The 12,897-nt window shown below is 72.2% G+C and carries 11 protein-coding genes and 1 pseudogene; 3 read left to right on the plus strand and 9 right to left on the minus strand.

Annotation, left to right across the window (positions count from 1 at the left end; translation table 11 throughout):
• Window positions 1-19: 19 nt before the first annotated feature.
• On the plus strand, window positions 20-2,560 hold the full coding sequence (locus tag ABZ915_RS08375) for a DEAD/DEAH box helicase (RefSeq protein ID WP_361797891.1): 2,541 nt from the start codon (window positions 20-22) through the stop codon (window positions 2,558-2,560).
• Here ABZ915_RS08375 and ABZ915_RS08380 read toward each other — a convergent pair.
• The 7 genes and pseudogenes from ABZ915_RS08380 to ssd form a co-directional block, all read right to left on the minus strand.
• A pseudogene (locus tag ABZ915_RS08380) lies at window positions 2,529-2,903 on the minus strand (Rv3654c family TadE-like protein); the annotation flags it as partial. The gene ABZ915_RS08375 and the pseudogene ABZ915_RS08380 overlap by 32 nt on opposite strands.
• Window positions 2,900-3,280, minus strand: a complete 381-nt coding sequence (locus ABZ915_RS08385; RefSeq protein ID WP_361797894.1) for a TadE family type IV pilus minor pilin — start codon at window positions 3,278-3,280, stop codon at window positions 2,900-2,902. The pseudogene ABZ915_RS08380 and the gene ABZ915_RS08385, both read right to left, overlap by 4 nt.
• Before the next feature lie 52 nt (window positions 3,281-3,332).
• Entirely contained in the window at window positions 3,333-3,533 is a 201-nt protein-coding gene (locus ABZ915_RS08390; protein WP_361797897.1) for a DUF4244 domain-containing protein, read from the minus strand.
• A gap of 131 nt (window positions 3,534-3,664) precedes the next feature.
• Window positions 3,665-4,453 (minus strand): type II secretion system F family protein, encoded by a 789-nt coding sequence (locus ABZ915_RS08395; protein ID WP_361797900.1) that lies wholly within the window; start codon window positions 4,451-4,453, stop codon window positions 3,665-3,667.
• Window positions 4,450-5,325, minus strand: coding sequence for a type II secretion system F family protein (locus ABZ915_RS08400; protein ID WP_361797903.1), 876 nt, complete (start codon window positions 5,323-5,325; stop codon window positions 4,450-4,452). Before ABZ915_RS08400 ends, ABZ915_RS08395 begins: the two co-directional genes overlap by 4 nt.
• Window positions 5,318-6,556, minus strand: coding sequence for a TadA family conjugal transfer-associated ATPase (locus ABZ915_RS08405; protein WP_361797905.1), 1,239 nt, complete (start codon window positions 6,554-6,556; stop codon window positions 5,318-5,320). Before ABZ915_RS08405 ends, ABZ915_RS08400 begins: the two co-directional genes overlap by 8 nt.
• Window positions 6,553-7,647 (minus strand): septum site-determining protein Ssd, encoded by a 1,095-nt coding sequence (ssd, locus tag ABZ915_RS08410; RefSeq protein WP_361797908.1) that lies wholly within the window; start codon window positions 7,645-7,647, stop codon window positions 6,553-6,555. The genes ABZ915_RS08405 and ssd overlap by 4 nt, the downstream gene beginning before the upstream one ends.
• Window positions 7,648-8,233: 586 nt before the next feature.
• Between ssd and ABZ915_RS08415 the strand changes: the two genes are divergently transcribed.
• The gene (locus ABZ915_RS08415) at window positions 8,234-9,064 is read left to right on the plus strand and encodes an HAD-IB family hydrolase (protein WP_361797911.1); all 831 of its coding nucleotides are present in this window, start codon (window positions 8,234-8,236) and stop codon (window positions 9,062-9,064) included.
• A 357-nt stretch (window positions 9,065-9,421) separates the two neighbouring features.
• Here ABZ915_RS08415 and ABZ915_RS08420 read toward each other — a convergent pair whose 3' ends face one another.
• The gene (locus ABZ915_RS08420; RefSeq protein WP_361797914.1) at window positions 9,422-10,246 is read right to left on the minus strand and encodes an oxidoreductase; all 825 of its coding nucleotides are present in this window, start codon (window positions 10,244-10,246) and stop codon (window positions 9,422-9,424) included.
• A gap of 99 nt (window positions 10,247-10,345) precedes the next feature.
• Here ABZ915_RS08420 and ABZ915_RS08425 point away from each other — a divergent pair, with 99 nt between their 5' ends.
• On the plus strand, window positions 10,346-11,326 hold the full coding sequence (locus ABZ915_RS08425) for an ATP-binding protein (protein WP_361797917.1): 981 nt from the start codon (window positions 10,346-10,348) through the stop codon (window positions 11,324-11,326).
• Between the two features lie 18 nt (window positions 11,327-11,344).
• Here ABZ915_RS08425 and ABZ915_RS08430 read toward each other — a convergent pair whose 3' ends face one another.
• Complete coding sequence (locus ABZ915_RS08430) at window positions 11,345-12,610, minus strand: hypothetical protein (protein ID WP_361797920.1); 1,266 nt, start codon at window positions 12,608-12,610, stop codon at window positions 11,345-11,347.
• Window positions 12,611-12,897 lie beyond the last annotated feature (287 nt).

Genomic DNA, 12,897 nt, shown 5'->3' on the forward strand with positions numbered 1-12,897 from the left:
GGACGCATCGCCAGCCGCGATGGCATTCAATCACTTACCGGCAGGCGTGCACGACGCCTTGGCTCCATTGTCCGTCACGCCAGTGACACACTCGGTGCCGATGGCCAAGAATCACCACACCGATCGACCCCCGGCGGAGCCCGTGTCCCGGTTCTCGCCGGGCAAGGTCCTGGACCGGCTCGCCTCGGGACCGAGCCGGGCCTCGCGCATCACTCATACGGAGCACTTGCCCCCGCGCGCGGGTCGCCATGCCGTTTGGCCTGATCGAATTCGCTCGGAGGTGCTCGCCGCCGTACAGGCGTGCGGCATCGAGCACCCCTGGGCCCACCAGGCACTCGCCGCCGAGCACGCCCTGGACGGCGACTCGGTGGTCGTCGCCACGGGTACGGCGTCCGGCAAGTCCCTGGCCTACCTCGTCCCCGTGCTGTCCACGCTCCTGGCCGGCTCGGAGGCGGCGAACGGCCGCGGCGCCACCGCCCTGTACCTGGCCCCGACCAAGGCCCTCGCGGCCGACCAGTGCCGTTCGGTGAAGGAACTTTCACAACCGCTGGCTTCCGCGATTCGCCCGGCCGTGTACGACGGCGATACTCCGTTCGAGGAACGCGAGTGGATCCGCCAGTACGCCAACTACGTCCTGACCAACCCCGACATGCTGCACCGCGGCATCCTCCCCTCCCACCCCCGCTGGGCCTCCTTCCTGAAGGCGCTCAAGTACGTCGTCATCGACGAGTGCCACACCTACCGGGGTGTCTTCGGCTCCCACGTCGCCCAGGTCCTGCGCCGGCTGCGCCGCCTGTGCGCCCGTTACGGCGCCTCCCCGGTGTTCCTGCTGGCCTCGGCGACCGCCGCCGAGCCGTCCGTGGCCGCCCGCCGGCTGACCGGCCTGCCGGTGGTCGAGGTCGCCGACGACGCCTCCCCGCGCGGGGAGCTCGTCTTCGCCCTCTGGGAGCCCCCGCTGACCGAGCTGCACGGCGAGAAGGGCGCCCCGGTCCGCCGTACCGCCACCGCCGAGACGGCCGACCTGCTCACCGACCTCACCGTGCAGGGCGTCCGCTCGGTGGCCTTCGTACGTTCCCGGCGCGGGGCCGAGCTGATCTCGGTGATCGCCCAGGAACGCCTGGCCGAGGTCGACCGCTCCCTCGCCCGGCGTGTCGCCGCCTACCGGGGCGGCTACCTCCCCGAGGAGCGCCGCGCCCTGGAGCGCGCCCTGCACTCCGGCGAGCTCCTCGGGCTGGCCGCGACGACGGCCCTGGAGCTCGGTGTGGACGTCTCCGGCCTGGACGCCGTGGTGATCGCCGGATACCCGGGCACGCGCGCGTCCCTGTGGCAGCAGGCGGGCCGGGCGGGCCGCTCCGGCCAGGGCGCCCTGGCCGTACTGGTCGCCCGCGACGACCCGCTGGACACCTTCCTGGTCCACCATCCCGAGGCCCTGTTCGACCAACCGGTGGAATCCACCGTCCTCGACCCCGACAACCCGTACGTCCTCGCCCCGCACCTGTGCGCGGCCGCCGCGGAGATCCCGCTGACCGAGGACGACCTGGAGCTGTTCGGGCCCGCCTGCGCGGAGCTGCTGCCGCAGCTGGAGGCCGCGAAGCTGCTGCGCCGCCGTACGAAGGCCTGGCACTGGACCCGCCGGGAGCGGGCCGCCGACCTGACCGACATCCGCGGCGGGGGCGGCCGGCCGGTGCAGGTCGTCGAGGCCGGCACCGGCCGCCTCCTCGGCACGGTGGACGCCTCGGCCGCGCACTCGACGGTGCACGAGGGCGCTGTCCACCTGCACCAGGGCCGTACGTACCTGGTGCGCTCCCTCGACCTGGAGGACTCCGTCGCCCTGGTCGAGCAGGCCGACCCGCCGTACTCGACGGTCGCCCGCGACACGACGTCGATCTCCGTCCTGGAGACGGACATCGAGGTCCCCTGGGGCGCGGGACGGCTGTGCTACGGCTCGGTGGAGGTCACCAACCAGGTGGTCTCCTATCTGCGCCGGCGTGTCATCACCGGTGAAGTGCTGGGCGAGACGAAACTCGACCTCCCTCCTCGGACGCTGCGCACGCGCGCGGTGTGGTGGACGGTCACCGAGGACCAACTGGACGAGGCCCGGATCAACCCGGAGATCCTCGGCGGCGCCCTGCACGCCGCCGAGCACGCCTCGATCGGCATGCTGCCGCTCTTCGCGACCTGCGACCGCTGGGACATCGGCGGGGTCTCGGTCCCCCTGCACCCCGACACGCTTCTGCCCACCGTCTTCGTGTACGACGGCCACCCCGGCGGCGCGGGTTTCGCCGAGCGCGCCTTCCACACCGCCCGCGACTGGCTCACCGCCACCCGCCAGGCCATCGCCTCGTGCGAGTGCGACGCCGGCTGCCCGTCCTGCATCCAGTCCCCCAAGTGCGGCAACGGCAACGATCCACTGCACAAGCGGGGCGCGGTGCGGCTGCTCACGGTGCTGTTGCGGGGGGCGCCGGAGGAGAAACCGGAGGAAGAGCATCCGGAGAAAGAGGATCCGGAGGAGGAGAGGCCGCGGGAGAGGCCGGTCCCGCAGGCCCCGCCCGCGATCTGACCTCCGCCGCGAACGGCTCCCGGCCGGACGCCGCCGTCACGTCCGAGGTCTCGCCCACGACCGCGCACCGCACCAGACGTGCCCCCTGGGCCCGCGCCACCCGGTCGGCCCGGGCGCAGGCCTCCGTGGTGCCCTCGGCCCAGTGGTCGGCCGCCGCGAGCGCCGCGAGATCGGCACCGCCGGCCGCGCGGTGCCGGACGACGAGGGCCTGCCCGAGGGCGAGGAGGACGCCGAAGACCACGCACAGCACGGCGATGGCGACGACACTCCAGACGGTGGCGGATCCCCGGTCGCGGTCGCGGCCCGAGAAGTCGCGGCGGCGGCCCGGGAAGCGGCCTCTCACGGCCCCGCCCCCGCCCCGGCAGGCGTGGCCCCCGCCCCGGCGCCGACGGCCTCCTCCGCCGCGGCCACGGCCTCCTCCCGCACCTCGAAGGGCAGGGCGGTCAGCACCGGCGGCTTCGCCACGACCGTCACCCGCACCTGTTCACCCTCACGGGCCACGGTGATCTCCGCGCCCTGCGGTGCCGCCTCACGGGCCACCGCCACCACCGCGTCCGGGGCGTCCTGACGGGCCGCCGCACGGGCGCCGGTGCGCGCGGCGTCCACGCACTGGAGCTGCGCGGCCATCACGAGCAGCCCCCAGACCAGCGCCATGGTGAACGCCACCAGCACCGGCAGCACCACGGCCGCCTCCGCGGTCACGAACCCGCCGTCCGCCATCCGTCGCCGGGCGCGCCCTCGGTCTCGTCCTCGGGCGCGCCCGCCTCGGCGCTCACATCCGCGCACTGAGGGCTCGTTTCACGATGGCCTGCAGTTCCGCCCGGACCTGCCCGCTCGTCACGACCTCGTAGAGCAGCATGGCGAACCCCACCGCCGCGACGATGCCCATGGCGTACTCCGAGGTGACCATGCCCGCGTCCCGGCGCCACCGCGCCCGCAGCCGCCGCCCCATGTCCTTCGGCTTCTTGCTCATGCCAACCCCCGTGTTCTTGCTCATCTCAACCCCGTGAGGTTCGTTCCTACGACCACTTCTGATCGCTTCGCCGGTTACTTCACTTCGCCGGTCGCTTCACTTCGCCGCTCTCATCCCTTCAGCCGCTTCCGTCACCCACCACCCCCTCCCACGACGCCGCTCGCCAGCCCGATCACCACGGGCAGCACGCCGACCGCGATGAAGGCGGGCAGGAAGCACAGCCCCACCGGCGCGCTGACCAGAACGGCCGCCCGTCTGGCCCGTGCGGTCGCGGCCCGCGACCAGTCCGCGCGCGCGTCCGCCGCGAGCCGCGCGACCGGTGTGGCCGCCGGGAGCCCCGACTCGTCCGCCCGCTCCAGCAGCCGGGCCAGGGCGGCGGCGCCCGGGATCGAGGCCAACCGGCGCCAGCCGTCCGCCGGTTCACCGCCCAGGCGCACCTCCGCCGCGCCCTGTGCCAACGCCTCCCCGACGGGGCCTCCGAGGGCCTCGCCCACGGCCCGGGCGGCGACCACCGGCCCCGCTCCGGCCGCGATGCAGGCGGCCAGGAGATCGGCGGCGAGCGGGAGTTGGCGGGCGGCCGCCGCAGCGTCGAGCCGCACCGCCCGGCCCGCGTCGTCCCCCTGCCGGCTCCGCCACCGCCACAGCCCCAGCGCGCCCACCAGGCCCACCGCGGCCCCGCCGACGCCACCGACCAGCACCCACCCGGTGGCCACCACTCCGGCCATGGGCAGCCATCGCCGTACGGCACCCCGTACATCCGCGGACGGCCGCGGGGGTGGGGGCCGCAAGGCAAGCAGCTCGGCCAGGCGACGCCGCGCCCAGCGCTTGCGCCGCGCCATCTCCAGTCGCCGTACCAGCCATCCGAGAGCCACGACCACCGAGACGGTCATCCCCAGCCTGTGGACGAATCCGGTGCTCATACCGCCTCCGCCGCGCGCACGATCCGCGCCGACCACCACAGCCCGGCGGCCTCCAGGAGGCCGCCGACCAGCAGACATCCCATCCCCGCCCCGCTGTGCAGCAGCACGTGCAGAGGGTCGGCGCCCATGGCCGTACCGAGCAGGAGACCGAGGACCGGCAGCGCGGCGAGCATCACCGCCGTGGCCCGCGCCCCGGCCAACTGGGCGCGCAGGTCGACGCGCTGGTCCCGTTCGGCACGCAGCGCCGCGTCGAGCCGGTCGAGGCCCGCCGCGAGCCCGGCACCCTGGTCCACAGCCACCCGCCAGCAGGCCGCGAGTCCCAGCAGCCCCTCGGCGCCCGGCTGCCGGGCCGCCCCCGCGAGCGCGCCCGGTACGTCGCCGCCGAACCTCGCCGCCGCGAGCACGGTCGCCTGCGCCTCGCCGAGCCCGCCGGAGTCCCGCGCGGCGTACAACAGCGCCTCACCCGGCTGCCGTCCGGCGCGCACCTCCCCCGCGAGCGCACCGCACAGCGCGATCACCGCGTCCCCGAGCCGCTCACGTGCCCGCCGTGCCTCTCTGGCCAGCCGAAGCCGGCGCAGCACCGCGACCCCGGCCGCCCCCGCGACGACCGGAACGACCGAGGCACCCAGCAGCGCCAGCACCAGCCCGGAGACCAGCGCCCACCACTCGCCCCGCAACCGGCCGCCCAGCCGCCGAAGTTCACCGACGATCTGCCGGACGGACGGCGGACCGGACCCCACCACTCCGCCGCCCGCGAGCAGCAGCCGCGCCCGCCGCGCGCCGTAGTGCCGTCCGCCCGTCAGCCACGCCGCCGCTCCGACGCACGCCAGAGCGGCGCCCATGGCCACCTCACCCGTCGATACCTCACCCATCTCCCTCGCCTCCTCCGTCACCGTGGCCGTTCGCCCCGCCACCCGGTTCGCCTTCGACGTCACTTCGCAGCAGCCCGCGCAGCCGCTCCCATCCCCGCTCCCGCGCGAAGGCCTCCGGGCCCCAGCTCAGCGCCGGCACCGTCCGCACCAGCCCGGAGGGGTCCCGCTCCAGCACGTGCATCTCGGAGATGCGGCGCCGGCCGGCCCGGTCCCGCACGAGGTGCAGTACCACCGACAGCGCGGCCGCCAACTGGCTGTGCAGCGCGGCCCGGTCGAGCCCGGCGGCCGTCCCCAACGCCTCCAGGCGGGCCGGGACGTCCGCCGCGGCGTTGGCGTGGACCGTGCCGCAGCCGCCTTCGTGCCCCGTGTTCAGCGCGGCCAGCAGGTGCACCACCTCGGGGCCGCGGACCTCGCCCACGACGAGCCGGTCGGGTCGCATCCGCAGCGCTTGGCGCACCAGGTCCTCGAGGGTGACCAGGCCCGCGCCCTCCTGGTTGGCGGGTCTGGTCTCCAGCCGTACGACATGCGGGTGGTCCGGTCGCAGTTCCGCGGAGTCCTCGGCGAGCACGATCCGTTCGCCGGGTCCGACCAGTCCGAGCAGCGCGCTCAGCAGCGTCGTCTTGCCGCTGCCCGTCCCGCCGCTGACCAGGAAGGACAGCCGTGCCCGCAGCAGCGCCCGCAGGATCCGGTCCCCGCCGGGCGGCACCGTGCCCGCGGTGACCAGTTCGTCGAGTGTGAACGCCCGGGGCCGTACCACCCGCAGGGACAGACAGGTACAGCCGACGGCCACCGGGGGCAGCACCGCGTGCAGCCGGGTTCCGTCGGGCAGCCGGGCGTCGGCCCAGGGGCGGGCGTCGTCGAGCCGGCGTCCGGCCACGGCGGCCAGCCGCTGCGCGAGGCGCCGTACGGCCGCCGCGTCGGGGAAGGTCACGCCGGTGAGCTCCAGTCCGCCGCCGCGGTCCACCCACACCCGGTCCGGGGCCGACACCAGGACGTCGGTGACCGACGGGTCGGCGAGCAGTGGCTCCAGCGGCCCGCTGCCCACCAGCTCGGACCGCAACTCGGCGGCGGCTCCAAGGACTTCGGCGTCGCCGAGGACCCGGCCCTGTTCTCGCAGCGCCTGCGCCACGCGCGCGGGTGTCGGTTCTGCTCCGCTCTCGGCCAGCCACCGTCGCACCCCGTCGAGCAGCGCCGGGGAGTCCACCCGTTCGAGCTGGGGAAACGCGTTCATACGCCACCCGCCTCCACCAGGGCCTGCTCCCAGAACCGCGTGCAGAAGCGCGCCAGCGGCCCGCGACCGGCCGCGCCGGGTGGTTTGCCGCCGTCGTTCGGGCGCAGCAGCCCTGGTTCGACGGGCACCTCGCCGACCAGCGGCAGGCCGAGCAGCCGGGCCACCCCGCGGTCGTCGAGTCCGGGTGCGTACGGCCCGCGTACCGCCACTCTGAGATCGCGCAGGACCATGCCGACGGCGGACGCCACCCGTCCGGCCGCCGCGACGGCACGCAGTTCGGCGGGCACGACGAGGAGCGCGAGGTCGATCTGGGCGAGCGCCTCGGCGACCCCGTCGTCCAGGCGGCGCGGCAGGTCGACGACGACGGTGCCCCCGCGTCGCCGGGCTGCGGCGAGCACCGCTCGCACGGCCTGGGACGGGATGGCGACGCAGTCGCCGCGGTCCCAGCTGAGCACCCTCAGGGAGTGCAGCCGGGGCAGCGACTCCTCCAGGGCGCCGCCGCCGACCCGGCCGCGTGAGGCGGCGAAGGCGGGCCAGCGCAGCCCGTCGGCGCTTTCTCCGCCGAGGAGTACGTCGAGTCCGCCGCCGAGCGGATCGGCGTCGACGAGCAGGGTGCGCAGGCCCTCGCGCGCGGAGGTGACGGCCAGGGCGCAGGCCAGCGTGGACGCGCCGGCCCCGCCTCGGCCGCCGATGACACCGACGGTCAGCGCCGGGCGGCCCACGCCCTCGGCGACGTCGGCGATACGGTCGACCAGCCACTGCTCGCCCTCGGGGAGCATGAGGACGTTGTCGGCGCCGATCTGGACGGCCCGTTTCCAGACGCCGGCGTCGTCCTGGTCGCGGCCGACGAGTACCACCCCCTGCCGGCGGGCGGCTCCGCGGACGCGGTGCGCCGCGTCGTCGCCGACCAGGACGAGCGGGGCCGCCTCCCAGCCGCCTCCGCGTTCCGGTACACCGTGATGGACCTCGGGTGTGGCTCCGGCCGCCGCGCACAGGCGCAACAGGTCGTCGAGGAGTTCGGCGTCCTCGGTGATGATCAGTGGCTGCCCGGCGGTGGCGGGCTGTGGATCATGGGTGGCGGTCTTGGCCATGGCGTGTTCCCCCTTCGCCGCGTCGTGCGCGCAGTCCCCTGCGGCCACGCGATTCCCAAACGTGTGAAGAACCGGCAAGCGGCCTCCATATGAGCGACCGATACAAACCGGCCAAAGACGCTCCGACAAACAGAACCGGCCATGAACTCGCCTCGGTCGGAGCGCGCTGGAATCACGGTGCAGCGATCCCGGAAATCGTGTGGATCTTGGTGGAAAACTGTGGACAACTCAGCGGTTGTGAATATCGCCATCACTCATACCGGTGACCGCTGTAACCGGCCCCGCTTCGACTTCCGCAGAGCACCCTATCGACTACCGAGAGTAACCAATCATGGACATGCAGAGACGGCGGCCGCCATCGGACACCGACAGTCCGGCAACCGCTTGAAGGAAGAAGAAAACCCACCCGGACATGCGACGACCCCCGCCGGGGGGGAGAGCGGGGGTCGTCCCCACGGCCGACTCGGGGGGGGAGGAGTCGGACCGGGTTAGCACGGTCGCGAACGATCCGTGACTTCCATGGTGTACCCGAGAGCCCTCTCAGGCAAACCCACGCGCCCCACCTTACGCCGAATGGTGGGCGCCTATGCTCAGGGTCGTGGAAAACCACTCCTTGCCCCGCACAGCGGCCTTCTTCGACCTGGACAAGACGGTCATTGCGAAGTCGAGCACACTCACGTTCAGCAAGTCGTTCTACCAAGGTGGCCTGATCAACCGCCGAGCCGCGTTGCGTACCGCATATGCCCAGTTCGTCTTCCTGGTCGGCGGACTCGACCACGACCAGATGGAGCGCATGCGCGAGTACTTGTCGACGCTGTGCCGCGGCTGGAACGTGCAGCAGGTGAAGGAGCTCGTCGCCGAGACCCTGCACGACCTGATCGACCCGATCATCTACGACGAGGCCGCCTCCCTCATAGAGAGGCACCACACGGCCGGACGCGACGTGGTGATCGTCTCCACGTCGGGCGCCGAGGTGGTCGAGCCGATCGGCGAGCTGCTCGGGGCGGACCGGGTGGTGGCCACCCGGATGGTCGTGGGCGACGACGGCTGCTTCACCGGCGAGGTGGAGTACTACGCCTACGGCCCCACGAAGGCGGAGGCGGTCAGGGAGCTGGCCGAGTCGGAAGGGTACGACCTCGCCCGCTGCTATGCCTACAGCGACTCGGCGACCGACCTGCCGATGCTCGAGGCCGTCGGCCATCCGCACGCCGTGAACCCCGACCGCGCCCTGCGCCGCGAGGCACTCGCGCGTGGGTGGCCCATCCTGGACTTCCACCGGCCGGTGCGACTCAAGAAGCGACTGCCCACACTGTCCGTACCGCCGAGACCGACGCTGGTCGCGGCCGCGGCGATAGGAGCGGTGGCCACCGCAGGCCTCGTCTGGTACGCCGCCCGGCGCCGCAGCTCAGCGATCTGAACCATTTGTGACCGTTTTTGACCTAAAAGCAAAGAACGGTGGGCAGGGGTTCCACTTGCTCCGGGCTTGCAGTACAAAGGACTTAACGGCCCGCGAGACCGAAGGACATCCGAGAGGATCACCTTTAGAACGCATTTGGCCCCACGGACCGAGCATGAAGATCGGGCACCCACGCGACGTCGACCCGTCGATTACGGGCCAGCCGCACCAGGTGACGGGCAAAGCTCCCGACCTGATGGGCAACATATCGAGGACGCTTGGTAACCCGGTGGTCATGCCAGCGGCGGTACGAGCACTCGTACCGCCGCAACCCTGTTCGGGCCCCTTCGAAGGGGCCCTTTTCACGTCAGGCTCCCGTCAGGCCGCCCCGCGCTGAAGCGCCTCGCACACCGCCGTCGACTCCCGCACGCCCAGCTCCACCGCCCTGCCGCAGTGGACGATCCAGGCCGCCATGCCCTCCGGCGTTCCGGAGACATAGCCGTCCAGGGCCGCCAGGTACGCGGCGCGGCCCAGTTCGGCGTGACCCACCTCGGCAGGGCAGACCGCCTTCGGGTCCAGGCCGCTGCCGATCAGGACGATCCGCTCGGCCGCGCGCGCGACCAGGCCGTTGTGGGACACGAAGGGGCGCAGCGCGAGCAGCTCGCCGTGCACGACCGCGGCCGTCACCAGCGCGGGTGCGGAACCGCCCGCGATGATCAGCTGGGAAAGACCTTCCAGCCGCCCGGACACCTCCGCCGCGTCCGGCAGCGGCAGCTCGACCAGCGGCTCGTCGACCGGCTCGCCCGCCTGGCGCGGCCGGCCGAGCTCGTCAGTCTTGCCCGCCGCGGCGACCAGATGCAGCCGGGCCAGCACCCGCAGGGGCGACTGCCGCCAGATGGACAGCAGCTGGCCCGCCTCCGCGGTCAGCCGCAGGGACGCGCCCACCACGCGCGCCTCGTCGTCGCCGCTGAAGTCGGTGCGTCGGCGCACCTCCTCCAGGGCCCAGTCGGCACCGGACAGCGCCGCGGAGCCACGGGCGCCGCGCAGTGCCGCTTCGGAGGTGATCGCGTTGCTGCGGCGGCGCATGACCCTGTGCCCGTAGACCCGGTCCACGGCCTTGCGCACGGACTCCACGGACTCGGCCACACCGGGCAGCGAGCCCAGGGTCGCGAGCGGATCGGCGGACGCGCCTGTCGTACTCATGAGTACGACCCTACGCACCCCGGCGCCGCGCCCCACGAAGGAGTGGTCTTCTTCACCCTCCCACCACTCAGAGCCATGACACGACTACTCTTGGTGAACATGAAAATTGCTTTCGTCGGGAAGGGCGGCAGCGGCAAGACCACTCTGTCCTCCCTGTTCATCCGCCATCTCACGGCGGCCGGCGCGCCGGTGGTCGCCATCGACGCCGACATCAACCAGCACCTCGGCGCCGCTCTCGGCCTCGACGACGCGCAGGCGGCCGCGCTGCCCGCCATGGGCGAGCGGCTGTCTCTGATCAAGGACCATCTGCGCGGCAACAACCCGCGCATCGCCTCCGCCGCGACGATGATCAAGACGACCCCGCCCGGCGAGGGATCGCGACTGCTGCGGGTGCGCGAACCCAACCCGGTGTACGACGCCTGCGCACGACCGGTGGAACTCGACGGCGGCGCCGTCCGTTTGATGGTCACGGGCTCCTTCACGGACGCCGACCTGGGGGTCGCCTGCTACCACTCCAAGACGGGAGCGGTGGAGCTGTTCCTGAACCACCTGATCGACGGCTGCGACGAGTACGTCGTGGTCGACATGACCGCGGGCTCGGACTCCTTCGCCTCCGGCATGTTCACCCGCTTCGACATCACGTACCTCGTCGCCGAGCCGACCCGGAAGGGGGTCTCCGTCTATCGCCAGTACAAGGAGTACGCCCGCGACTTCGGCGTCACGCTGAAGGTCGTCGGCAACAAGGTGCAGGGCCCGGACGACCTCGACTTCCTGCGCGCGGAGGTCGGAGACGACCTGCTGGTGGCCGTCGGGCACTCGGACTGGGTGCGCGCGATGGAGAAGGGCCGGCCGCCCCGGTTCGAGCTCCTGGAGGAGGCCAACAGCCGCGCCCTGCGCACCCTTCGGAGCGCCGCCGACGCGACGTACGAGCTGCGGGACTGGGAGCGGTACACGCGCCAGATGGTGCACTTCCACCTGAGGAACGCGCACTCCTGGGGCAACGAGCGCACCGGGGCCGACCTGGCGGCGCAGGTCGACCCCGCCTTCGTGCTCAGCGAGGCGGTCGCCGCATCCGCCTGACGGCGACCGCTCCGGTACTCACTGCGGGACCGCCGGCGCCCCCGGCACTCCCTTCGGGGCCGGGGCGGTGCGGCCCGACAGGAAGGACGCCCAGCCCTGCCTGGGGGCCTCGCCCACCTTCAGGGTGCGCAGCCTGGCCAGCACCTGCGGGTCCTGGGCGTCCAGCCAGTCGGCGAGTTGCCGGAAGGAGACGCAGCGCACCTCGGGCTTGTTGCACACCTGCTCGACCACCTCGTCGATGGCGCGCATGTAGGTGCCGCCGTTCCAGGACTCGAAGTGGTTGCCGATGATCAGGGGGGCGCGGTTGCCGTCGTAGGCGCGGTAGAAGCCCTTGAGCAGGCCGTCGCGCATCTGGGCGCCCCAGTAGTCGTACTTGGCCGGGTCACCCTGGGTCGAGGTGCCGGACTGGTTGACCATGAAGTTGTAGTCCATGGTCAACTGCTCGTAGGAATGCCCGGGAAAGGGCACGAGCTGCATCGACAGATCCCACAGGCCGTGCTTCTTCTTCGGCCAGACCTGGTTGTCGACCCCGCTGGTGTCATAGCGGAAGCCGAGCTCGCGGGCCGCCTTCATGAAGTTCTTCTGCCCCTCCAGGCAGGGGGTGCGGGCGCCGATGAGCTCCTTGTCGTAGTCGAAGGGCAGCGGAGCCTCCTTCGTCATTCCGGTGTTGGTCCTCCAGGTCTTCACGAACTGCTTGGCCTGGGCGATCTCGCTCTTCCACTCCGCCACCGACCACTTGCCGACCCCGCCGTTCTCGCCGCAGAAGTGGCCGTTGAAGTGGGTGCCGATCTCATTGCCCTCCTCCCAGGCCAGGCGCAGTTGCGTGACGGTGTCGGCGATGCCCTGCTCGTCGTTGAAGCCGATCTCGGAGCTGCCCGGAGGGTGCTGCGGCGGCGTGTAGAGGTCGCGCTTCTCCTTCGGCAGCAGGTACACCCCGCTGAGGAAGTACGTCATCGTCGCGTTGTTGGCCTTGGCGACGCCGCGGAAGTGGGAGAACAGCTTCTGGCTGTCCTCGCCCGCGCCGTCCCAGGAGAAGACCACGAACTGGGGAGGCTTCTGACCGGGTTCGAGCCGCTCGGGTCTGGGCAGATGCGGCTGTGATCCGGTGTACGCGGTGGAGCCGTCGCCGATCAGCTGGAGCACGCTGTTGGGCGGTGGTGCTCCCTTCTGCGGGCCGGGCGCCCCTTCCTTCGAACCGCTGGAGCCGCCGGCGCAACCGGCCAGCGACGCGGCACAGGCCGCGGCGGCCATGGCTCCCGCGGCGATCCTCTGGGTGGCGGCCATGTTCCGCCCACCTTCTTCCTTCTCTCAGGCAAACGCTGACGAGGGCGTTTTGTGGCGATCTGCTGGGTTTGCCGACAGTGCCGCCAAGGTCGCACGAGGCCGAGAAAGGAATTAATACGACAAGCCGATAAAAAGCTCGCATCACTCGGGCGAGTGAACTAATGCGCCAATTGCGCCAAAAGTCCATGCCTGATCTTTACTCTGCATTACGGTTCATTTACCGATAGTTGATTCATTCGTTGATCCATCCCGCCACTGCACGCCGTGACCCACGGCCGCGACGAGTT

Source organism: Streptomyces sp. NPDC046915 (assembly GCF_040644935.1).
Classification (GTDB): domain Bacteria; phylum Actinomycetota; class Actinomycetes; order Streptomycetales; family Streptomycetaceae; genus Streptomyces.